Below are 20,666 nucleotides of genomic sequence, written 5' to 3'. Positions count from 1 at the left end.
TCATACCCTTGTTTGCTGGATCCATCAATGAAAATGCGTAGCTGGCTGTTTCTCACGGTGCTCACCCTGCTGGTTATCGGGGCCTGGTATTACCGCTCTGGCGCGCCTGTTGCCAAGGGCGCGCCTCACCCTGTCAACATTCGTACCCAGATTGTCAGTCAGACCCGGACCGAACCCATGCTCAAGCTGGTCGGCAAGCTGGTCGCCAACCGCGCCGTGGTGGTGAGCCCGGAAGTGACGGGGCGCATCGTCCGCATCGCGGTCCATTCTGGCCAGCAGGTGAAGGCCGGGGATCTGTTGATCCAGCTCGATATCGGCAAACAGCAGGCCGAACTGGCCGAGCAGGGGGCGAGTGTTCGCGACGAGGAGCGCAAGCTGCGCGACATGAAGCGTCTGGTGGCCCGTGGCGCCGTGACCAGCTCCGAACTCGAGGGCCAGGAGGCCACCGTCGCCATGGCCCAGGCCAGGTTGGCGGCGGCTCGCTATGAGCTGAGCCTGCGTGAGCTGCGCGCGCCCTTCAATGGCACCGTCAGCCTGATTGATCTCAGCGAAGGGGCCCTGGTCAGCAATGGCGACAGCCTGCTGCACCTGGACGAGCTTGCCAAGCTGCGTCTGGATTTGGCCGTGCCCGAGCGTTATCTCTCCTTGCTGCGCCCCGGCATGACGGTCACCGCGACCAGCTCCGCCTGGCCGGATCAGGGGTTCCGCGGCACCCTGGAGACGGTCGATAGCCGGGTTTCCGACAGTAGCCAGAACATCAAGGCCAGGGTCATTTTCCCCAACGACTCCGGTCAGCTGCGCCCCGGCATGCTGCTCAGCGTCTCCCTGGCGCTGCCCGCCCAGCAGATGACGCTGATCCCGGCCCAGTCGGTGGAGTACCTCGGTGAGCAGCGCTTCGTCTATCGCCTCGAGGCCGATGGCCGGGTCAAGCGCCTGCCGGTGATCCTGGGTGAAACCCAAGGGGAGCAAGTCTGGGTGACTGAGGGGCTCAAGGCGGGGGATCGCATCGTGGTGGAGGGGCTGGTCAACCTGCGGGATGGCTTGCTGGTCAAGGACTTGGCGAAGGTGAACGGCTGATGTGGCTCTCCGATATATCAGTACGCCGTCCCTTGGTGGCGGTGGTGATCAGTGCCCTGCTCACCGTATTTGGCCTGGTCGCGTTCAGCAAATTGACGGTGCGAGAGATGCCCGATGTGCAGACGCCGTCGGTCTCCATCACCACGACCTATGAGGGGGCGGCCCCCGAGGTGATGGAGAGTCAGGTCACCAAGCCCATCGAGGACCAGCTCTCGGGGATCAGCGGCATAGAGAACATCAACTCCTCGACCCGCAAGGGGCGCTCCAGCATCACGGTGGAGTTCAAGCTCGGCTGGAACATGGTCGAGGGGGTATCGGATGTGCGCGATGCCATCTCCCGCGCGCGCACCAAGCTGCCCGATGATGTGGATGAACCCCTGATCACCAAGGACAGCGGCAATGGCGATGTCGCCATCTGGCTCAACTTCAGCAGCAGCCAGATGGACAGAACCGCCATGACGGATTATGCCAACCGGGTGTTGGTGGATCCTCTGAGTCTGGTGGACGGGGTGAGCGAGGTGATGCTGTCGGGAGATCTGGAGCGGGTCATGTATGTGCGACTGCGCCCGGTGGACATGGCCGCGCGCGGTATCAGCGTCACTGACGTTGAGGACGCCCTGACCCGGGAGAACATAGAGCTGCCCGGCGGCGAGATCCGCAACAACAGCATGACGGTGGCGGTGCAGATAGAGCGGCTCTACAACACGGCCGCCGATTTTCGTCGTCTGCAGATCACCACGGCCGCCAATGGTCAGCCGGTCTATCTTGCCGATATTGCCGACGTGGACGTGGGGGCCAAGAACGAAGACAGCGCCTACCAGCGCAATGGCAAGGAGAGCCTGGGGATAGGCATCATCCCCCAGTCCACGGCCAACCCGCTGGCGGTGGCCGAGGGTATCTCCCAGAAGATGACCCAGATGCAGCGCTTCTTGCCGGAAGGGGCCAGCCTGGAGGTCGATTATGACTCCACCATCTTCATCAAGCAGTCCATCGACGAGGTCTACCACACCCTCGCCATCAGCGCCGTGCTGGTGGTGGCCGTGCTCTATCTATTCCTGGGGCAGGGGCGCACGACGCTGATCCCGGCCATCACTGTGCCCGTGTCGCTCGTCTCCGCCTTTATCGGCGCCTGGTATCTCGGTTTCTCCATCAATCTCATCACGTTGTTGGCGCTCATCCTCGCCATCGGCCTGGTGGTGGATGACGCCATCGTGGTGGTGGAGAACATTCACCACCATCTGCAACGGGGCGAGCCGCCGCTATTGGCGGCCTGGCACGGTACCCGCGAGGTGGGCTTTGCCGTGGTAGCCACCACCGCCGTGCTGGTGATGGTGTTTGTGCCCATCGCCTTCATGGATGGCATGGTGGGCAGGCTCTTTACCGAGTTTGCCATTTTGCTCTCCCTGGCGGTGATCTGCTCCTCCCTGGTCGCCCTGACCCTGACCCCCGCCATGGGCTCCTGGCTGATGCGGGCCAAGGAGACCTCCAACCCGCTGACCGCGGCCCTGGATCGCGGTTTGGGCAAGGTTGAAGAGCACTATCGCCGCCTGCTCGGCTGGCTGTTGCCCCGCTCCGGCTGGGCGCTGCTGATGTTGCTGCTCTGTCTGGTCGGCAGTGTCGGTCTCATCAAGCTGCTGCCCGCCAACCTGACCCCGACCGAAGACAGAGGGGTGGTCTATGTGTTCGTCAAGGGGGCAGAGGGCACCAGCATCGAGCGGATGAAACGCAATATGCAACAGGTCGAAGCCGCCATCATGCCCCTGCTTGGCCAGGGGGTGGTGCAGGCCATGAGTTTCAGCACCCCGGCCTTCGGGCGGGGAGGGGATCAGACCGGCATGACCATCATTCAGCTCACCGATTGGGCCAAGCGTGACCAGAATGCCACCGCCTTCACCAAGGAGCTGGCGACCCTGCTCTCCGATATCCCGGATGTGACCATCAGACCCTTCCAGCCCGGTTTCAGGCGCGGCTCGACCGCCCCGGTGCAGTTCGTGTTGCAGGGGGGGGATTTTGGCGAGCTCAACCAGGTGGGCAATCAGCTCAAGGCGCTGGCTCAGCAGAGCGGCCTGATGACCAACCCGGATCTCGATTACGCCGAGAAGACCCCCGAGCTGCGGGTGACCATAGACCGCGACAGGGCCAGCGAGCTGGGGATCCCGGTGTCGACGGTGGCCAACAGCCTGCAGACCCTGCTCGGCGGCAGTACCAAGACCACCTATGTGGACAGGGGCGAGGAGTATGACGTCTATCTGCGCGCCGATCAGACCAAGCTCAATGGCGCCTCGGATCTCAGTCGCATCTATCTCAAGGCCGCAACCGGCGAGATGGTGAGCCTCTCGACCCTGGCCAGTTTCAAGCAGGTGGCCAGTCCAAACCGGCTCAACCACTATCAGCGCCAGAAGGCGGTGACCCTGACCGCTGACCTGGCGCCGGGCCACACCCTGGGCGAGGCCCTGGATATGCTCGATGGCTGGGCCAACGACAATCTGCCAGCGGGCATGACGGTAGATTACGCCGGAGACTCGAAAGATTATCGCGATAACCAGGGAGAGATGGCACTGGTGTTCGGTCTGGCGCTGCTGGTGGTCTATCTGGTGCTGGTGGCCCAGTTCGAGAGCCTGATCACCCCGGCCGTGGTGATGATGACGGTGCCGCTCGGCATCTTCGGCGGCCTGCTCGGCCTCTGGCTGACGGGACAGGAGATGAACATCTACAGCCAGATCGGCCTGATCATGCTGATCGGCATGGTGACCAAGAACGGCATCCTGATCGTGGAGTTCATCAACCAGCTGCGCCAGCGTGGTGAATCCTTCGAGGCGGCCATCATTGCCGGGGCCGTGCGTCGGTTGCGGCCTATTCTGATGACCTCGCTCACCGCCGTGATGGGGGCCGTGCCGCTGATGCTCTCCATGGGGGCCGGCTATGAGAGCCGGATGACGGTGGGGACTGTGGTCTTCTTTGGACTCTCCTTGGCGACCCTGGTGACCCTGCTGCTGATCCCCGCCTGTTATCACCTGCTCGCCAAGCGGGCCGGCATGACGGGTCAGCGCAGTCTGCAAGTGGATGAGGCCATCGGCACCGCGCCCCGAGTATGACGAGGCCCACCATATGGTGCGAGCCGGGAACCCGATGACGCAACACCGCTAGCCGTTGACTATATTGAGTTCATGGTCTACCGGAGATGTCCATCTTGATCTTGTCACGTCGTGAAGCAGCGCCTCTGCTCTGCCTGTGTTGCGGACTCCTGCTAGTAGGGGTGAGCGAACCGGGGAGGCTGCTGCTTGCCGGCCTGTCCGTCTATCTCATTGGCGGTCTGGTCTGGTATCAACTCAGCCAGCCACGCAGCCATGGCAGGCGCAAGCAAGCGTGGCCGCTCTGGCTCTACGAGAGCCGCCCCTTCGTCATGATCCTGCTGGGGTTGCTGATGCTGCGCGAGGCGACCCACCCCCTGTTCCTGCTGCCTGCGCTGTTCTGGTTGCTGCTCGGCGGTTATCAGCTCTGGCTGCGCCATCAGCACAGATTCTGGCGCCGCCGCGCCCCTGCCTTGCGTCCCCTCTAAGGCCATCCTCCGTGATGGCCTTATCCCTTGCCTTAACAGGGATAAAAAGCCATCGCCCCCGCTGGGCTCTGCCGGTATAATGCGCGACCCGAATTGTTCCAGGTGTTCAAAATGCAGCCGGTTACCAACTTGTTTTCCTATCCCCGTTACTGGGCAGAGTGCTACGGCACCGCCCCCTTCCTGCCCATGTCCCGGGCGGAGATGGATAAACTCGGCTGGGACAGTTGCGACATCATCCTGGTCACGGGGGATGCCTATGTGGATCACCCCAGCTTCGGCATGGCAGTCATCGGCCGCATGCTCGAATCCCAGGGTTTTCGGGTTGGCATCATCGCCCAGCCAGACTGGTCATCGAAAGAAGACTTCATGCGCCTGGGCAAGCCGAACATCTTCTTCGGGGTGACGGCGGGCAACATGGACTCGATGATCAACCGCTACACCTCCGACAAGAAGCTGCGTCACGATGATGCCTACACCCCGGGGGATGTGGGTGGCAAGCGGCCGGATCGGGCGACCCTGGTCTATACCCAGCGCTGCAAGGAGGCCTTCAAGGAGGTCCCCGTGGTCATCGGCGGCATCGAGGCGTCCTTACGCCGTATCGCCCACTATGACTACTGGTCCGAGACCATACGCCGCTCCATTTTGCTCGACGCCAAGGCTGACATCCTCATCTACGGCAACGCCGAGCGGCCGCTGATCGAAGTGGCCCACCGTCTGGCGGCGGGGGAGACCATCGCCACCATGCAGGACATTCGCGGCACCGCCGTGATCCGCAAGGAGCCGCTGCCCGAGTGGCGCGGGGTGGATTCCAGCAAGCTGGACCGCATCGGTCGCATCGATCCCATCATGAACCCCTATATGGAAGGGGCGCCCTGCAGCGATGACGAGGGCACGGCACCCATGGAGCAGGAGGCCAAGCCCGTGCTGGTGCAGCCTCCCAAGCAGAAGCCCTGGGAGAAGACCTACGTCAAGCTGCCGGCCTTCGAGCGAGTGAAGGAAGACAAGGTACTCTACGCCCATGCGTCGCGCATCCTGCACCACGAGACCAACCCGGGCTGTGCCCGCGCGCTCTCCCAGGCCCACGGCGATCGCATCGTCTGGGTCAACCCGCCCGCCTTCCCGCTGGAAACCGACGAGATGGACGGGGTGTTCGGCCTGCCGTACCAGCGGGTGCCGCACCCGGCCTATGGCAAAGAGAAGATCCCGGCCTACGAGATGATCAAGACCTCGGTCAACATCATGCGCGGCTGCTTCGGAGGCTGCTCCTTCTGCTCCATCACCGAGCACGAGGGGCGCATCATCCAGAGCCGCTCGGAAGAGTCGATCTTGAAAGAAATTGAAGAGATCCGCGACAAGGTGCCGGGCTTCACCGGCGTCATCTCGGATCTTGGCGGCCCCACCGCCAACATGTACAAGTTGCGTTGCAAGAGCCCTAAGGCCGAGCAGACCTGCCGGCGCGCCTCCTGCGTCTGGCCGACCATCTGCCCGCACATGGACACCGACCATACCCCGACCATCGATCTCTACCGCAAGGCGCGCGACATCAAGGGGATCAAGAAGATACTGATCGCCTCCGGGGTGCGTTACGACATCGCCGTGGAAGATCCGCGCTACATCCGCGAGCTGGCCAAACACCACGTCGGTGGCTACCTGAAGATTGCCCCCGAACACACCGAGGAGGGGCCGCTCTCCAAGATGATGAAGCCGGGCATGGGCAGCTACTACCAGTTCAAGGAGCTGTTCGACAAGTACTCGAAAGAGGCGGGCAAGGAGCAGTACCTGATCCCCTACTTCATCTCGGCCCACCCGGGCACCACGGATGAAGACATGGTGAACATGGCGCTCTGGATCAAGGAGAACCGCTTCAAGCTCGATCAGGTGCAGAACTTCTACCCGTCGCCGCTCGCCAACGCGACCACCATGTATTACACCGAGAAAAACCCCCTCGGCAAGATCAGCCGCCAGAGTGAGGACGTGTTCGTGGTCAAGGGCGAGCGTCGTCGTCGCCTGCACAAGGCGCTGCTGCGCTATCACGATCCGGCCGGCTGGCCCATGATCCGCGAAGCCCTGCTGGAGATGGGCAAGGGCCACCTGATCGGCAACGGCCCGAGCTGCCTGGTGCCGCCGGAAGGTCGCGGCGAGGTCAAGGCCGAGCGCAGCATCAACAAGGGCCTCAAGCCAGCCCTGACCCGCCACAGCAACATTGTTCACCAGCGGGGTAATGGGGCGGGCAACAAGGCCGCCCGCAGCGAGGCTGGTGCAGGTAATGCCCCGGCGGCCAGCAGAAATGGCGGCAAGGCGGGCAATGGTAAACCGGTGGGTGGCCAGTTGCAAAAAGGGGCTGGCAACGGCAAGCCAGCTTCCCAAGGCGCAGGTCAGGGCAAACCAGCCGGGCAGGGTAAACCTGCTCATAATGGCAAGGCACCGAGCCGCGCCGGCACCGCCAAACCGACGGCCCAGGGTGGCAAGCCTGCTGCCAAAGGCGGCGCAGCCAAGCGACCGGCTCGCTGAGTCTTCCTGATTGGGAAAGTGATAGAAAACAGAAAGGCGACCAGATGGTCGCCTTTTTTCATTGGCTTGTTGGCGCCGACAAGCTGTGGAAGGGCGAAGTGAGAGGAGAGGGGCGCTTGCAGGGCCACCTAATTGGACCGGCTTGCCAAAGCAAAAGCGCTTGGTAAAGCCATCGCCTAATGAGGTGGCGAAGAGTGCTCAGTGATAACAGAAGTAACTTGCATAATAAAAGTAGGTGCCATAAGGTTACTTTTATATTGAAAGTAACCAGGTGGTCTTGGATGCGTAGGAAGAATTTGAGTGAACAACAGTGTCCCATAGCTCGCAGCTTGGAACATGTCGGGGAGTGGTGGAGCCTGTTGATTATCCGTGATGCCATGCATGGTCTCTCTCGCTTCGATGAGTTTCAGAAAAGTCTTGGCGTCGCCCCCAACATACTTACTCGTCGCCTGACCGCCCTGGTTGAGGGTGGCCTGATGGAGAAGCGGTGTTACTCAGAGCGTCCCCCTCGCTATCAATATCTGCTCACCCCTCGCGGTCAGGATCTCAGATCGGTACTGATGGCACTACTTGCTTGGGGTAATACCCATTTCGCGCCAGAGGGAGCGAGTATCCAGCTGAAGGATATTCTGACGGGCGAGCTGGTCGAGCCCATGCTGGTGGACAGGCGCACAGGTCAGGCCATTTCACCCTCACGCCACACCCTGGTGCCGGGACCGGCCGCCAGTGATGGCATGAAGCAGCGTCTGCGCCATGCCAATGGCGTGATGAGCGGCGATAACCCTTCGAAACAGGAATCAGAATCATGAGCTCAACTCGCATCGTGGTGACAGGAATGGGAGCGGTGACCCCGCTTGGATATGGGGTGGAAACCGTGTGGCAGCGGCTGCTGGCGGGCCAGTCCGGCTTGCGCCGCCTGCCGGAGGCCTTCACCGAGGGGCTGGCCGCCAAGGTGGGCGCCATGGTGCCCTCCCTGGCCGAAGATCCCCTGGCCGGATTTGACCCCGATGCCGTGGTATCGACCAAGGAGCAGAAGAAGATGGATCGCTTCATCCTGTTTGCCATTGCCGCGGCCAAGGAGGCCCTGTTGCAAGCCAATTGGGCCCCCAAGACGGCGGCGGAGCAGGAGCGCACCGCCACCATCATCGCCTCGGGCATCGGCGGCTTCCCCGCCATCGTCGAGGCCGTGCGTACCACGGATGAACGGGGACCGCGCCGCCTATCCCCCTTCACAATTCCCTCCTTCCTGGTCAACATGGCGGCGGGCCATGTCTCCATCAACTTCGGCTTCAAAGGGCCGCTCGGGGCGCCGGTCACGGCCTGCGCCGCAGGGGTGCAGGCCATTGGCGACGCCGCCCGGCTCATTCGCTGCGGTGAGGCCGATATCGCCATCTGTGGCGGGGCCGAGGCCACCATAGACCGCGTCAGTCTGGGCGGTTTTGCCGCGGCTCGCGCGCTGTCGTCCGCCTATGCCGATGATCCCGAAGCGGCCTCCCGTCCGTTCGATGTCGACCGCGATGGGTTTGTCATGGGCGAAGGGGCCGGGATCCTGGTGATTGAATCCCTGGAACACGCCCTGGGCCGGGGCGCCACCCCCATAGTGGAGCTGGTGGGCTATGGCACCAGTGCCGACGCCTATCACCTCACCGCAGGTCCCGAAGATGGCGACGGCGCACGCCGCGCCATGATGGCGGCCCTGGCTCAGGCCGGTATTCAGGCGGCGGATGTCCAGCACCTCAATGCCCATGCCACCTCGACTCCGGTGGGTGACAGGGGGGAGCTGGCCGCCATCAAACGCGTATTTGGCGATGACAACCAGATTGTGGTGACCTCCACCAAGTCAGCCACCGGCCATCTGCTGGGGGCCGCCGGGGGCATAGAGGCCATCTTCACCGCCCTGGCCATTCGCGACCAGAGAGTGCCCGCCACCCGCAACCTGCAGCAACCCGACCCGCTCGCCGACGGCGTGGACATAGTGCGGGGCGCGGCCCGTGACATGGGGATCGAGCACGCCATCTCCAATGGGTTTGGCTTTGGTGGGGTAAATGCCAGCGTGCTGTTCAAGCGCTGGCAGGGGATCTGCCCCCCTGGTGAATGATTCTTCTCCTGAAATCTGGGACATCCATCTTTTTACTGTCATCAAAGCGTGGCGGCAGAGGCGATAAAAGCAGTCAGGCGGGGGCGGCTTTGCTATCTTGTGCGGCCAGGTTCTATTGATAGGGGGAGGGCATGATGGCCACCCCCGATAAAGCATCAGGGCGGGCGTTTGCCCCCTGCACAGGAGTAGTCAGATGACGGTCAGAGTCAAATCCAAGCTTGAGAAGATAGGCAGTGGCACCGGGCTGCTGCTGGGGATCATCGCCTTCAATCTGTTGGCCCCGCTGCTGTTTGAGAAGAGGGAGGGGTTTGATCCTGTCCAGATGGTGTTTGCCATCGCCAGCGCCGTGATCTGCTCGGAATTGGGTGCCCGTATGGGCAGACTGGTCGATGAGCGGGGCAAGTCCAAAAACTGACATCCTGACAGCGGGCCTCTTGGCCCGCTGTTTCGTTAACGCAGCGCCGCTTAGTTTCGTTAAAGTCGTGCCGCTTTGTGTCGTTAAATCTGGGGCAGTAGCGCCGCCTGGCAGGGGATGCGGGTGATCTCTCCCCCTTGCAGGCGGAACAAGGCATCCTGCGGCAGCTCCTGCTGCCAGAGCGCCTCGTGGCTCAATCCCGCATAGAGGCCGCGTAACATGATGCCGGACAAGCCATGGGCGACGGCGATGCGCCGGGAACCCAGGCTCTGGTCATGGAGCCAGTCGTGGCAGCGCCCCTGCAGGCTGGCCAACCCCTCGCCCTTTGGCGCTTGCAGGTACCAGTCCGGCTCACCGCTTTCCAGGGCAAAACAGAGGGGGCGTATCTCGTCCAGGCGACGCTCCTCCCACTCCCCCAGGCCCAGCTCCTTGAGCCGCTCATCGACCCGGATCCTGTCATGGCTCATACCAAGCTCGTCGCAGATGAGGCGGGCGGTCTGCATGGCCCGTCCCAGCGGGCTGGCATAGAGGGTCCAGGATGCGGGGTTGTCCAGCTGCTGGCGAAGGGTGGCCCCCATGGCGCGGGCTTGTTGTTCACCCAAGGGGGTGAGGGGGGAGTTGCAGTGGCCCTGCAGTCGTTGCTGGGCATTGAAGCGGGTCTGGCCGTGGCGCAGCAGATAGAGAGTCGGTGTCATCTTGGTCGGAGCTTGGAAAAAGGGAGTCCACGCTAGCCCATCCCTTCATAACTCACAAGGGGATGGGGTAAGCTGGGCGCAGTCTTGAGGGAGAGAGAACACCATGCGTATTGCCATGATTGGGTTGGGTGATATCGCCCAGAAGGCCTATTTGCCACTGCTGGCCAGCGATGAGCGGGTGACGCCGGTGCTTTGCACCCGCAATCCAGCTGTGCTCGACAAGCTGGCCCGCCAGTATCGGGTGGCCGAGTGTTTCACCGAGGTGGATGCGCTGCTGGGGAGCCGCCCCGATGGGGTGATGATCCATGCCGCCACGGCGGTGCATCAGGAGCTGGCCCGCAAGAGTCTGCTGGCGGGCATTCCCACCTTCGTCGACAAGCCGCTGTGCGACAGTGCCGTTGCGGTAGAGGCCTTGTGCCAGCTTGCGTTGCAGCAAGATTGCCCGCTGTTTGTGGGTTTCAATCGCCGCTACCTGCCCGCGCTGTCGGCTGGGCGGGCGCAGCCGGTGACCGAGCTGCATTGGCAAAAGCACCGCCATGGCTTGCCCGGACTGCCCCGCCAGTTCCTGTTCGATGATTTCATTCATGTGCTCGACAGCCTCTGCCACTATGGCGGCCTGCCGGATGGCGCCCTGCACCGGGTATTTAGAGCCAGCGCGCAGGACCCGGCCATGCTGGCCGGGGTGAGCGTCAGCTGGCAGAGCGGGCAGGCGGCGGTCAGTGGCAGCATGAACCGCAGCGCCGGGGTTGCGGAGGAGCGCATCAGCCTCTATGGCGACAATCTGTCGCTCCAGATCGAGAACTGCACCCAGGGCACGCTGGCGCGAGACAAGGTGGTGCAGACCCTGGCCATCGATGACTGGCAACCCGTGCTGGTGCGCCGTGGCTTTGCCGCCATGCTGGATCACTGGTATGAACAAATAGCAGGGGGCAGGGCCGACCAGGCCCTGATCGACAGCTATCTGCGCAGTCATCAGTTGACCGAGCAGCTGGTGACCGAGGCGGAGCAACTGCTGGCGGGCGAGCCGTCTCGCTAACGGGATCCCCGCCTGCCGGTCAATATCAGGCGCTGATGGCCACAACCAGCGCAAAAAAGCAGAGGAGCCATGGCTCCTCTGCTTTTTTATGGGGGATTTTAGCGTGGGATGAGGTGGGCTTAACCGAAGCGGTAGCTGCCCATATAGAGGCTGCCATAGTCCCAGCTATCATGCAGCCGGGCCGGTTTGTCTGCCCCTGCCGCGCCGAGGGCCACGAACAGCGGCCTCAGGTGATCGTCATGGGGGTGGGATTGCACCGCCCCCGGAGCCTGGTCACGATAATCGAGCAGGGCCGCCTTGTCCTGATTGCCCATCTTCTCCTCCAGCCAGTGGGCGAACGCCTGGGCCCAGGCGGGGGGCGGGGAGCCATCGGGGCCGAGCGCCCTCAGATTGTGGGTGATGGCGCCGGAGGCCAGAATGCCAATGCCCTGTTGGCGCAGCGGGGCCAGGGCTTCGCCCAGCCGCCACAACTCGGCCGGACTCATGCCCGCCGGGATGGAGATCTGCACCAGGGGGATCTCGCTGTTGGCATCGAGCAGGGAGAGCGGTGACCAGACCCCGTGATCCAGTTCGCGCAGGACGGGGTTGGCGACCAGTCCTCCTTGCAGCAAGGTCTCCTGCACGGCCTGTTGCAACCACGCCGGGCTGCTGGCGGGCCAGCGCACGCGGTAGAGGGCATCGGGGAAGCCATGGAAGTCATACATGAGCGCCGGGTTGTGCGCCGAGTTGATCTCCAGCTCGCGGCTGAACCAGTGGGCCGAGATGACGACCAGCCCCTTGAGCGGCCCCAGGCTGAGATCCTTCATGAACCGGGTGGCGGGCTCGTCGCGCAGCACCAGATCCGGTGCGCCGTGGGAGATAAACCAGACAGGGGACATCTTAGTGCTCCATCAGAGGGGCCTTGGCAGGCGATGAGGTCATTATCCGCCCCCTTTTTGTGGTGAACAATTAGGCTATATGTGTAATCACTCTTCACTCTGGGTTGATAATTGTTTGGGCAGGCAGGCGGGCAGGCAGGTTGACTGGTGGGGGGTGATCAAACAAAGAGGGAGGCAATGCCTCCCTCTTTGACAGTGCGCTCATGACGGCGCTCATCATGGGCTGACCGAATTGCGTCAGTCGATGGCGAGCAGTTCCACTTCGAAGATAAGCAGGGAGCCGGGCAGGATCTTGCCGGTGGCGCGGTTGCCGTAGCCCAACCTGGACGGGATAAAGAAGCGGGCCTTCTCGCCGACCGTCATCAGCTGTACCCCTTCGGTCCAGCCCGGTATCACCTGATTGAGACCAAATTCGATGGGCTCGCCGCGGGCGATGGAGCTGTCGAAGACGGTGCCATCGAGCAACTTGCCCTCGTAGTGCACCTTGACCTTGCTGCTGGCGCTGGGGTGCATGCCGCCTTCGCCTTCGGCCAGTACCTGATACTGCAGGCCGGACTCAGTGGTCACTATGCCCGGTTTGGCCTTGTTCTCGGCGAGGAAGAGATCGCCGGCGCGGATATTCTCCTCGGCCAGCTTCTTGTTGTTATTGCTTGAGTAGAAATAGAAGACCGCCAGAGCGATCAGGATGGCGATCAGCACAAATTTCATCACTAAATCCTTGTAAGACAATGAGATGAATATCTTATCCCAGTGGGTCGAACTGGGGTAGCAAAAGGGCGCTAATCGCGCCCTTCCTTACCGAGTGAATCGACTCAGTTAAGCCCGGGGGCCGGTTATTTTGCCAGGGCCATCATGAGCGCAGGCAGGGCGAAGAAGAGGCCGCCCACATAGCCCAGTGCCAGCAACTTGTTCTCGCTGCCGACCCTTGCCAGCCACTCGGCGGCCAGGATGGGCAGTTCGCGCAGGAAGGGCAGCCCATAGATAAGCACCACGGCGAAGACGTTGAACAGCACATGCACCAGGGCGATGGTCAGCGCCAGTTCGGCACCGCTGCCGCCGATGGCGGTGGCCGCCAGCAGGGCCGTGATGGTGGTACCTATGTTGGCGCCCAGGGTGAAGGGGTAGAGCTGGCGGGTGGTGAACACGCCGCCGCCGGCCAGGGGGATCATCAGGCTGGTGGTGGTGGAGGAGGATTGCACCATGATGGTCACCAGGGTGCCCGAGGCGATACCGGTGAGGGGGCCACGGCCCAGGGCCTTGTGCAGCAGCCCCTTGGCGCGACCGACCAGCACCTTTTGCAACACCTTGCCCAGATAGGTGACCGAGCCCAGGATCAGCAGGATACCGATGGCGATGGTGGCCAGGGCGGGGCCTTTACCGGGCAAGAAGGCGACGGCGGCATCGATGAGCTGCATGGCGGGGGCGGTGAGCGGCTTCATGAAGTCCATGCCTTTCATCGACATGTCGCTCGAGCCGACCAGCAGATGGGCCAGGAACTCGGCACTGTGCTGCAAGACGCCGAAGGCGAGCTCCAGGGGCAGGAAGATGAACACGGCCATCAGGTTGAAGAAGTCATGGACAGTGGCGGCGGCAAAGGCGCGGCGAAACTCGGTTCTGTCGCGGATATGACCCATGGAGACGATGGTGTTGGTGATGGTGGTGCCGAGGTTGGCACCCATCACCATGGGAATGGCCATGGCCAGCGGCAGGCCACCGGCGACCAGACCGACGATGACCGAGGTCACGGTGCTGGATGATTGCACCAGGGCCGTGGCCAGGATGCCGAGCAGCAGGGCGACGAAGGGGTTGTTGGCGAAGGCAAAGATTTCGGCCGCGCCCTCGGCGCCGCCGGAGAACAATTTGAAGCCGTGGGAGACGGCGCCCACCGCTACCAGTATCAGGTAGACCAGCGCTATGACAGTTATCCAGTGGAACAGCGCACGATGGGAGGAGACGTGCTGCTGTGGCAAGGAGTCAGGGTTGTGCATAAAGCCTCTTGGGACGGCGCTGGCCGTCTGCTGATGAATTTGACCGGCGCATTACAGCAAGGCTTGATGACACTTTTATGACAAAGTGACGTTTTGATGATGATTTGATGACAGTGTGCGCACCGTGGTGCTGTCACCTTCAGAGGAAGGAAAAACGGTCTGCCTATCCCCTTGCCGACGCCTTGGCCAACGGGCGCGTTTGGCCGCAGCCTGGCGTTAGACGTTGACCGACACAAGTGATTGATGTGTCATTAATACTTGTCCTCCCTGCTCAGGCCGTTAGACTAGGCGGTCGTTTTTCAGCTATCGCGAGTCTGTCATGAAGCATTGGTCTCTCTCTCTATTTCCCCTGATCCTGGTCTCCCTCTCTGCTCAGGCTGACGTCCTTCCTTCTGGTTGCAGTGCCGGACAGGTGGCGGTGGGGTCGGCCGTCAATGGCACTACGGGTATCAATAGCCGCTGTTCTGCGGCCAGCGCCAAGCAGCGGGTCGACAATGTCGTGGATGACCCGGCTGACTACGCCAAGCGCAAGGCGGCCCAGGCGACCGGGGTGGATGATGCCTATTACAAGGCGCGCAATACCAAGCAGCGAGTCGAGAATGCGGTGGATGACCCGGCTGACTATGCCAAGCGCAAGGCGGCCCAGGCGAGCGGGGTGGATGATGCCTATTACAAGGCGCGCAACACCAAGCAGCGAGTCGAGAATGCGGTGGATGACCCGGCTGACTATGCCAAGCGCAAGGCGGCCCAGGCGACCGGGGTGGATGATGCCTATTACAAGGCGCGCAATACCAAGCAGCGAGTCGAGAATGTCGTGGATGACCCCGGCCGGGCGGCAGCCAGAAGATTGATACGCTAAGCACCGCGCGCTGGGGCAAGCACTCTGCGCCAGGTTGCGACAACCCAAGACGTCTCGATGAGAGTGGGGCTGGCTCCCAGGGAAGGGGCGTGATGGCCATTGAACCGGGTCTGCTCGGGCCACAGGCTCTCTGAGCCGGGCCTGTCTCACCCTATGACGCCAGTCACCCGCTCAAGGGGGTTGAATGGATGCGTCTTGCTCCCTGCACACATCTCCCTACACTGGGAGATATTCATTCGTCATCAAAAGTGAGTCTGTCATGAAAAAGCTGCTGCTCTGTCTCTCCCTCTGCCTGATCACCCTGGGTGCCCAGGCGGGTGTCATCAACCCGGATTGTACCCCTGAGAAAGCGGTCAAGGGCGCGGCCATGAAGGCCACCGTCGGGGTGGGCGGGCGTTGCTCCGCTGCCGAAACGGCCAAAGACTCGGTCGGCCTGGATGACAAGCAGGACGCATTGAACGACGCCAAGGGTTCGGTGGGCGATGCCAAGGGCAAGGTCGAAAATGCCGTCGATGATCCTGCAAAAGCGGCCACCAAGGCATTGATCAAATAAGGCTCGACGCGCCCAGGGGGTCACAGCCAGAGCTGCTAACAAAGGGGAGTCCATGACTCCCTTTTTGTGTATCTGGCGTTTGCGGACGTATCTCCATAGCCGCAGGATGCCGGATTGTGAATGATAAAAGGGGAGCTAATGGCTCCCCTTTTTGCTTGCTGTGAACGGCGTGGCTTATTGCAGCTCGGCCTCTTCGTACTCCCGCAGGGGCGCCTGGGAGAGCTTGATGCGCAGCACCAGGTAGACCAGACCCAGGCCGGCCCATATGAGGCCCAGATAGAGGGAGCTCAGCTCCAGGTTGAGCCAGAGCAGGCCTATGGTCGCGGCGCCACACAGGGGCAGCAGCAGGAAGCAGACCGTATCCTTGAGGGTCTTGTTACGCTGCTCGCGCACATAGAACTGGGCGATCACCGACAGGTTGACGAAGGTGAAGGCGACCAGGGCGCCGAAGTTGACCAGCGCCAGGGCGATGTCCAGATCGAAGGAGACGGCGGAGAGCGCCAGGGCACCGACCAGCAGCACGTTGATGGCCGGGGTACGCCAGGTGGGGTGCACATAGCTGAACACCTTCTCGGGCAGGACGCCATCGCGCCCCATCACGTAGAGGATCCGTGACACGCCAGCGTGGGCCGCCATGCCCGAGGCCAGTACGGCGACCGTGGTGCTGACCAGCACTATGCTCTGGAACAGCTTGCCACCGACGTAGAGGGCGATCTCCGGCAGCACGGCATCGGGCTCCTTGAAGCGGCTGATGTCCGGGAAATAGAGCTGCAGGAAGTAGGAGACCAGCACGAATATGATGCCGCCGATGAGGGCGGTCAGCAGGATGGCGCGGGGGATCACCTTGCCGGCGTTGGGGGTCTCTTCACTGAGCGAACTCAGGCCATCGAAGCCCAGGAATGAGAAGCAGAGGATGGTGGCGCCGGTAAAGAGCGGCAGCAAGGCGGTGTGCTCCGAATAGAAGGGACGGCTGCTCAGCACACTCCCTTCTCCCTCGCCGAAGTAGACCGCATGGGCCATCAGGGCGAGGAATACCAGTATGATGGCGACCTGCACCAGCACGATCAGGCCATTGAAGTTGGCCACCAGATTGATGCCGCGAAGGTTGAGCAGGGTCATCACGCTCACCAGTCCGAAGATAAAGATCCAGGGTTCGACCCCGGGGAACATGGCGGTCAGGTAAATCTTGGCCAACAGCATGTTGATCATCGGCATGAAGAGGTAGTCGAGCAGGGACGACCAGCCCACCATGAAGCCCACATAGGGATGGAAGGTCTTCTGGGTGTAGGTGTAGGCCGAGCCGGCGGAGGGATACTTGCGCACCAGATGACCGTAGCTGATGGCGGTGAACAGTATCCCGGCCAGGGCCAGCAGGTAGGAGGTGGCGACGTGGCCGCTGGTGATGTCGGAGACCATGGCGAAGGTGTCGAACACCGCCATGGGGGTCAGGTAGGCGAGGCCGATGACCACGACTTGCCATAATTTGAGGGTTTTTTTGAGGCGAACCGGTGCATCAGACATCAGCGAACCTCCTGCATTGCCGCCAGGGCATGGTCATGGCGAGACGCCAGGGGACTGAACAGACGCACACTCGACAGAGTGGTGCAGAGGTCGTTGGCAATCGCGTTGCCAAGGCTGACTCCGGCGAGCGGAGACGAAGTATAAGAGAGCCCCATCTTGTTCCTCATAGCGGCATAAATCATGGGTGGGTTCGCGCCATCTATGAGTGCGACCCCGGATATCATTTCCGGGAAAAGGCCCGGCCTCGGTTTGGTGGTAAACAACAAAATGAAAATAACCGACTTGGCAACCAAGTCGGTTATTTTAGCGGCGCGAATTTTGCCCCAGATGGACGGGGATGACAACCCATGGCAGCCCGGTGGAGTGCAAATATTTGGTGCAAGTTCAGGGGCTTGTTCTGGGGTAAAGACTCAGCCCGGGCACAGGGCCCGGGCTGAGGTTGCCGGTATCCGCCCTAGGCGAGGGCGGCGGTCAGGGCCCGCTCCAGTTTGTCCAGCCCCTCGTCTACCAGCGTCGGTGCGGCGGTGAGCGGCGCCAGGAAGCGGATGACGTTGGCCCGCACGCCACAGGAGAGCAATACCAGCCCCTGTTTGCCCGCCTCGGCCACCAGACGCTTGGTGAGATCGGCGTCCGGTTGGCGGGCATCGCGGCCCTTGACCAGCTCCATGGCCACCATGGCGCCCGGGCCACGGATATCGCCGATGCAGTCGAAACGCTCGGCAAGCTGGTGCAAGCGGGCCTTGAGCTGCTCGCCCTGGGCCTGGGCGCGCCGATTGAGTTGCTCCTCCTCAATGACGTCGAGCACCGCCAGGGCGGCGGCGCAGGCGATGGGGGAGCCCGCATAGGTGCCCCCCAGGCCACCGGGTTTGGCGGCGTTCATGATAGCCGCCTTGCCGACCACGGCCGAGAGCGGGAAGCCACCCGCCAGGCTCTTGGCCAGGGTCATGATGTCCGGCTCTATGCCGCTGTATTCGGTGGCAAAGGTCTTGCCGGTGCGGCAGAAACCGCTCTGGATCTCGTCGCAGATGAGCACGATACCGTGCTGATCGCAGACGTTGCGCAAACTCTGCATGAAGCCGGAGGAGGCTGGGTAGAAGCCCCCTTCGCCCTGTACCGGCTCGATGATGATGGCCGCGACCCGGGTCGGTTCTATGTCGGCACTGAAGCAGAGATCCAGTGCGGCCAAGGCATCGGCCTCACTCACCCCCAGATAATCGGCGGGGAAGGGCAGGTGATAGACCTCTCCCGGCAGGGGGCCGAACCCTGTCTTGTAGGGCACCACTTTGCCGGTGAGCGCCATGCCCATCATGGTGCGGCCATGGAAGCCCCCCTTGAAGGCGATGGTGCCGCTGCGACCGGTATGGGCGCGGGCTATCTTGATGGCGTTCTCCACCGCCTCGGCGCCGGTGGAGAGAAACAGGGTACGCTTGGGGGTCGATCCCGGTACCAGGGCATTGAGTTTCTCGGCAAGCTCGATGTAGCCGGGGTAGGGGGTAACCTGGAAGCAGGTGTGGCTGAATTTTTCCAGTTGCTCGCGCACGGCGGCCACCACCTTGGGGTGGTTGTGGCCGGTGTTGAGCACGGCGATGCCCGAGGCAAAGTCGATGTAGCGGTTGCCCTCCACATCCCACAGCTCGGCATTCTGGGCCCTGTCGATAAAGACCGGCATCAGGGTGCCCACGCCGTTGACCACGGCGGCTTCGCGGCGCGCTTGCCAGGATTGATTACTCATCTTGATTCTCCCATCAGGGGCAAGCCCCTCACTGTATGTTGATGAGTCGGCAGCCTGGCTGTCGCTCCCCATCCTTAGGTTGCCCATCACAGGGGGCCTGGTTGTCCTATGCCCCATCATTGTGAATAAAATATCTATTAATTTGTTTTATTATGCAATGGAGCCGAAGCAGAGATATTTGGTTTCCAGATACTCATCGAGTCCCTCGGCGGCCCCTTCCCGGCCCAGGCCAGACTCCTTGATGCCGCCAAAGGGCGCCAGCTCGGTAGAGATGATCCCTTCGTTGATGCCCACCATGCCGTACTCAAGACGTTCGGCGACCCGCCACACCCGGGCGATGTCACGGCCATAGAAGTAAGCGGCCAGGCCGTAAGGGGTGTCGTTGGCGATGGCGATGGCCTCGGCTTCGGTCTCAAAGCGCACCAAGGGCGCGACGGGGCCGAAGATCTCCTCCTGCAGAATGGGGTTATCGGCCTGGACGTGGGTCAATATGGTCGGGCTGTAGAAGAGGGGGCCAGCGCTGTGGATCTTGCCACCTACCAGTACCTGGGCACCGGCAGCCTGAGCCTGCTCCACCAGGGTGGCGACCTTGTCGGCGGCGGTCTGGTTGATGAGGGGGCCAATCTGGCTGCCTTCACCAAGGCCATTTCCCACCTTGAAGGCGCGCACCGCGGCGGCCAGCTTCTCGGCGAAGGCGTCATAGACGCTGGCCTGCACCAATATGCGGTTGGCGCAGACGCAGGTCTGGCCCGCATTGCGGTATTTGGAGGCGAGGGCCCCGGTCACGGCGGCGTCCAAGTCCGCATCGTCGAACACGATGAAGGGGGCGTTGCCGCCCAGCTCCAGGGAGACGCGCTTCATGGTGTCGGCGCATTGGCGCATCAACAGCTTGCCGATGCGGGTCGAGCCGGTGAAGGAGAGCTTGCGTACCAGGGGGTTGGCACAGAGCTCATCCCCGACGATGGCGGCCTGATGGGAGGTGACTATGTTGAGCACCCCGGCCGGAATAGCGGCCTGCTCGGCCAGTGCAGCCAGGGCCAGGGCGCACAGGGGCGTTTCGGCGGCGGGCTTGATGACGATGGTACAACCGGCGGCCAGGGCCGGGCCTGCCTTGCGGGTGATCATGGCGATGGGGAAGTTCCAGGGGGTGATGGCGGCCACGACCCCGACCGGCTGCTTGATGGTGGCCAGGCGCCTGTCGCCACTGAATCCCGGTATGGTGCGGCCGTAGGCGCGCTTGCCCTCTTCCGCGAACCACTGGATAAAGCTGGCACCATAGGCGACTTCCCCCTTGGCCTCGGCCAGGGGCTTGCCCTGCTCCCGGGTCATCAGCCGCGCCAGGGCATCCTGGTTCGCCATGATGAGCTCATACCAGCGCATCAATCTGGCACTGCGCTCCTTGGCGGTGAGTGCCGCCCAGGCAGGCTGAGCAGCATGGGCGGCTTCGATGGCGGCCTGGGTATCGGCACCATCCATGTCTGGCACCCGGGTGATGAGTTCACCCGTGGCCGGGTTGGTCACCTCGAACTGGCGACCGCTGTGGGCCTGGCACCAGCGACCATCTATAAAGGCAAGGGAGTGAGTCAGGGGTTCGAGCTGCGCTGTCTGTGACATGGGGGCCTCGGCGGTAGATTCAGGGCGTTCTGGATGGGATGGCATGGGATTATCCGGCACGCTTGCTGTATAGAATAATAAGCACTGGATGACCATAATGGCCGCCGTTTTGTTTTTCAAGTGTTAAATG

The 20,666-nt window shown here is 62.4% G+C and carries 18 protein-coding genes; 10 read left to right on the top strand and 8 right to left on the bottom strand.

From position 1 onward, the window contains the following. The first annotated feature begins 27 nt into the window (after positions 1-27). The 7 genes from KYK33_RS14270 to KYK33_RS14240 all read left to right on the top strand — a co-directional run bounded on the left by KYK33_RS14270 (position 28) and on the right by KYK33_RS14240 (position 9,660). Positions 28-1,077, top strand: coding sequence for an efflux RND transporter periplasmic adaptor subunit (locus KYK33_RS14270; RefSeq protein WP_224430965.1), 1,050 nt, complete (start codon positions 28-30; stop codon positions 1,075-1,077). After that, positions 1,077-4,172 (top strand): efflux RND transporter permease subunit, encoded by a 3,096-nt coding sequence (locus KYK33_RS14265; RefSeq protein ID WP_224430964.1) that lies wholly within the window; start codon positions 1,077-1,079, stop codon positions 4,170-4,172. Before KYK33_RS14270 ends, KYK33_RS14265 begins: the two co-directional genes overlap by 1 nt. An 86-nt stretch (positions 4,173-4,258) precedes the next feature. After that, positions 4,259-4,636, top strand: coding sequence for a hypothetical protein (locus tag KYK33_RS14260; protein ID WP_224430963.1), 378 nt, complete (start codon positions 4,259-4,261; stop codon positions 4,634-4,636). 111 nt (positions 4,637-4,747) lie between these two features. Beyond that, positions 4,748-7,147 (top strand): YgiQ family radical SAM protein, encoded by a 2,400-nt coding sequence (locus tag KYK33_RS14255; RefSeq protein ID WP_224430962.1) that lies wholly within the window; start codon positions 4,748-4,750, stop codon positions 7,145-7,147. Positions 7,148-7,428: 281 nt separating this feature from the next. Then, complete coding sequence (locus KYK33_RS14250) at positions 7,429-7,956, top strand: winged helix-turn-helix transcriptional regulator (RefSeq protein ID WP_224430961.1); 528 nt, start codon at positions 7,429-7,431, stop codon at positions 7,954-7,956. Beyond that, a complete protein-coding gene (gene fabF / locus KYK33_RS14245) occupies positions 7,953-9,245 on the top strand; it encodes a beta-ketoacyl-ACP synthase II (protein WP_224430960.1) in 1,293 nt (430 codons plus the stop codon). Before KYK33_RS14250 ends, fabF begins: the two co-directional genes overlap by 4 nt. 193 nt (positions 9,246-9,438) lie before the next feature. Further along, complete coding sequence (locus tag KYK33_RS14240; protein ID WP_224430959.1) at positions 9,439-9,660, top strand: hypothetical protein; 222 nt, start codon at positions 9,439-9,441, stop codon at positions 9,658-9,660. Positions 9,661-9,743: 83 nt separating this feature from the next. Here the strand turns inward: KYK33_RS14240 and KYK33_RS14235 are convergent, their stop codons facing one another. After that, entirely contained in the window at positions 9,744-10,355 is a 612-nt protein-coding gene (locus tag KYK33_RS14235; protein WP_224430958.1) for a histidine phosphatase family protein, read from the bottom strand. Positions 10,356-10,458: 103 nt separating this feature from the next. Here KYK33_RS14235 and KYK33_RS14230 point away from each other — a divergent pair, with 103 nt between their 5' ends. Further along, positions 10,459-11,391, top strand: a complete 933-nt coding sequence (locus KYK33_RS14230) for a Gfo/Idh/MocA family protein (protein WP_224430957.1) — start codon at positions 10,459-10,461, stop codon at positions 11,389-11,391. 119 nt (positions 11,392-11,510) lie between these two features. Here the strand turns inward: KYK33_RS14230 and KYK33_RS14225 are convergent, their stop codons facing one another. From KYK33_RS14225 to KYK33_RS14215, 3 genes are all read right to left on the bottom strand, one after another. After that, the gene (locus tag KYK33_RS14225) at positions 11,511-12,269 is read right to left on the bottom strand and encodes a DODA-type extradiol aromatic ring-opening family dioxygenase (RefSeq protein WP_224430956.1); all 759 of its coding nucleotides are present in this window, start codon (positions 12,267-12,269) and stop codon (positions 11,511-11,513) included. 237 nt (positions 12,270-12,506) lie between these two features. Next, positions 12,507-12,977: an FKBP-type peptidyl-prolyl cis-trans isomerase gene (locus KYK33_RS14220; protein WP_042040639.1), complete on the bottom strand. Its 471-nt coding sequence runs from the start codon at positions 12,975-12,977 to the stop codon at positions 12,507-12,509. A 125-nt stretch (positions 12,978-13,102) separates the two neighbouring features. Next, positions 13,103-14,257, bottom strand: coding sequence for a Na/Pi symporter (locus KYK33_RS14215; protein WP_042040636.1), 1,155 nt, complete (start codon positions 14,255-14,257; stop codon positions 13,103-13,105). Positions 14,258-14,576: 319 nt separating this feature from the next. Here KYK33_RS14215 and KYK33_RS14210 point away from each other — a divergent pair, with 319 nt between their 5' ends. Both KYK33_RS14210 and KYK33_RS14205 read left to right on the top strand, forming a co-directional pair. Continuing rightward, on the top strand, positions 14,577-15,116 hold the full coding sequence (locus KYK33_RS14210) for a hypothetical protein (RefSeq protein ID WP_224430955.1): 540 nt from the start codon (positions 14,577-14,579) through the stop codon (positions 15,114-15,116). Positions 15,117-15,375: 259 nt separating this feature from the next. After that, complete coding sequence (locus KYK33_RS14205; protein ID WP_224430954.1) at positions 15,376-15,669, top strand: hypothetical protein; 294 nt, start codon at positions 15,376-15,378, stop codon at positions 15,667-15,669. Positions 15,670-15,843: 174 nt separating this feature from the next. Here KYK33_RS14205 and KYK33_RS14200 read toward each other — a convergent pair whose 3' ends face one another. The 4 genes from KYK33_RS14200 to KYK33_RS14185 all read right to left on the bottom strand — a co-directional run bounded on the left by KYK33_RS14200 (position 15,844) and on the right by KYK33_RS14185 (position 20,536). Next, positions 15,844-17,190 carry an APC family permease gene (locus tag KYK33_RS14200; RefSeq protein WP_042040632.1) on the bottom strand — a complete coding sequence of 449 codons (1,347 nt, stop codon included), beginning with the start codon at positions 17,188-17,190 and terminating at the stop codon, positions 15,844-15,846. Next, entirely contained in the window at positions 17,190-17,345 is a 156-nt protein-coding gene (locus KYK33_RS14195) for a hypothetical protein (protein WP_157013903.1), read from the bottom strand. The genes KYK33_RS14200 and KYK33_RS14195 overlap by 1 nt, the downstream gene beginning before the upstream one ends. Before the next feature lie 299 nt (positions 17,346-17,644). Continuing rightward, positions 17,645-18,922, bottom strand: a complete 1,278-nt coding sequence (gene gabT / locus KYK33_RS14190; protein ID WP_224430953.1) for a 4-aminobutyrate--2-oxoglutarate transaminase — start codon at positions 18,920-18,922, stop codon at positions 17,645-17,647. A gap of 150 nt (positions 18,923-19,072) precedes the next feature. Then, positions 19,073-20,536 carry an NAD-dependent succinate-semialdehyde dehydrogenase gene (locus tag KYK33_RS14185; RefSeq protein WP_224430952.1) on the bottom strand — a complete coding sequence of 488 codons (1,464 nt, stop codon included), beginning with the start codon at positions 20,534-20,536 and terminating at the stop codon, positions 19,073-19,075. Positions 20,537-20,666 lie beyond the last annotated feature (130 nt).

Source organism: Aeromonas rivuli (assembly GCF_020149575.1).
In the GTDB taxonomy this organism is placed as follows: Bacteria; Pseudomonadota; Gammaproteobacteria; order Enterobacterales; family Aeromonadaceae; genus Aeromonas; species Aeromonas rivuli.
This window is presented reverse-complemented; position numbering and strand designations above follow the sequence as displayed.

Bases quoted from the DNA above. Each gene is read 5' to 3' on its own strand.
- KYK33_RS14200 (WP_042040632.1), bottom strand. From the start codon at position 17,190: ATGTCTGATGCACCGGTTCGCCTCAAAAAAACCCTCAAATTATGGCAA.
- gabT (WP_224430953.1), bottom strand. From the start codon at position 18,922: ATGAGTAATCAATCCTGGCAAGCGCGCCGCGAAGCCGCCGTGGTCAAC.
- KYK33_RS14185 (WP_224430952.1), bottom strand. From the start codon at position 20,536: ATGTCACAGACAGCGCAGCTCGAACCCCTGACTCACTCCCTTGCCTTT.
- KYK33_RS14220 (WP_042040639.1), bottom strand. From the start codon at position 12,977: ATGAAATTTGTGCTGATCGCCATCCTGATCGCTCTGGCGGTCTTCTAT.
- KYK33_RS14240 (WP_224430959.1), top strand. From the start codon at position 9,439: ATGACGGTCAGAGTCAAATCCAAGCTTGAGAAGATAGGCAGTGGCACC.
- KYK33_RS14250 (WP_224430961.1), top strand. From the start codon at position 7,429: ATGCGTAGGAAGAATTTGAGTGAACAACAGTGTCCCATAGCTCGCAGC.
- KYK33_RS14260 (WP_224430963.1), top strand. From the start codon at position 4,259: ATGTCCATCTTGATCTTGTCACGTCGTGAAGCAGCGCCTCTGCTCTGC.
- KYK33_RS14225 (WP_224430956.1), bottom strand. From the start codon at position 12,269: ATGTCCCCTGTCTGGTTTATCTCCCACGGCGCACCGGATCTGGTGCTG.
- KYK33_RS14215 (WP_042040636.1), bottom strand. From the start codon at position 14,257: ATGCACAACCCTGACTCCTTGCCACAGCAGCACGTCTCCTCCCATCGT.
- KYK33_RS14255 (WP_224430962.1), top strand. From the start codon at position 4,748: ATGCAGCCGGTTACCAACTTGTTTTCCTATCCCCGTTACTGGGCAGAG.
- KYK33_RS14265 (WP_224430964.1), top strand. From the start codon at position 1,077: ATGTGGCTCTCCGATATATCAGTACGCCGTCCCTTGGTGGCGGTGGTG.
- fabF (WP_224430960.1), top strand. From the start codon at position 7,953: ATGAGCTCAACTCGCATCGTGGTGACAGGAATGGGAGCGGTGACCCCG.
- KYK33_RS14235 (WP_224430958.1), bottom strand. From the start codon at position 10,355: ATGACACCGACTCTCTATCTGCTGCGCCACGGCCAGACCCGCTTCAAT.
- KYK33_RS14270 (WP_224430965.1), top strand. From the start codon at position 28: ATGAAAATGCGTAGCTGGCTGTTTCTCACGGTGCTCACCCTGCTGGTT.
- KYK33_RS14210 (WP_224430955.1), top strand. From the start codon at position 14,577: ATGAAGCATTGGTCTCTCTCTCTATTTCCCCTGATCCTGGTCTCCCTC.
- KYK33_RS14205 (WP_224430954.1), top strand. From the start codon at position 15,376: ATGAAAAAGCTGCTGCTCTGTCTCTCCCTCTGCCTGATCACCCTGGGT.
- KYK33_RS14230 (WP_224430957.1), top strand. From the start codon at position 10,459: ATGCGTATTGCCATGATTGGGTTGGGTGATATCGCCCAGAAGGCCTAT.
- KYK33_RS14195 (WP_157013903.1), bottom strand. From the start codon at position 17,345: ATGGGGCTCTCTTATACTTCGTCTCCGCTCGCCGGAGTCAGCCTTGGC.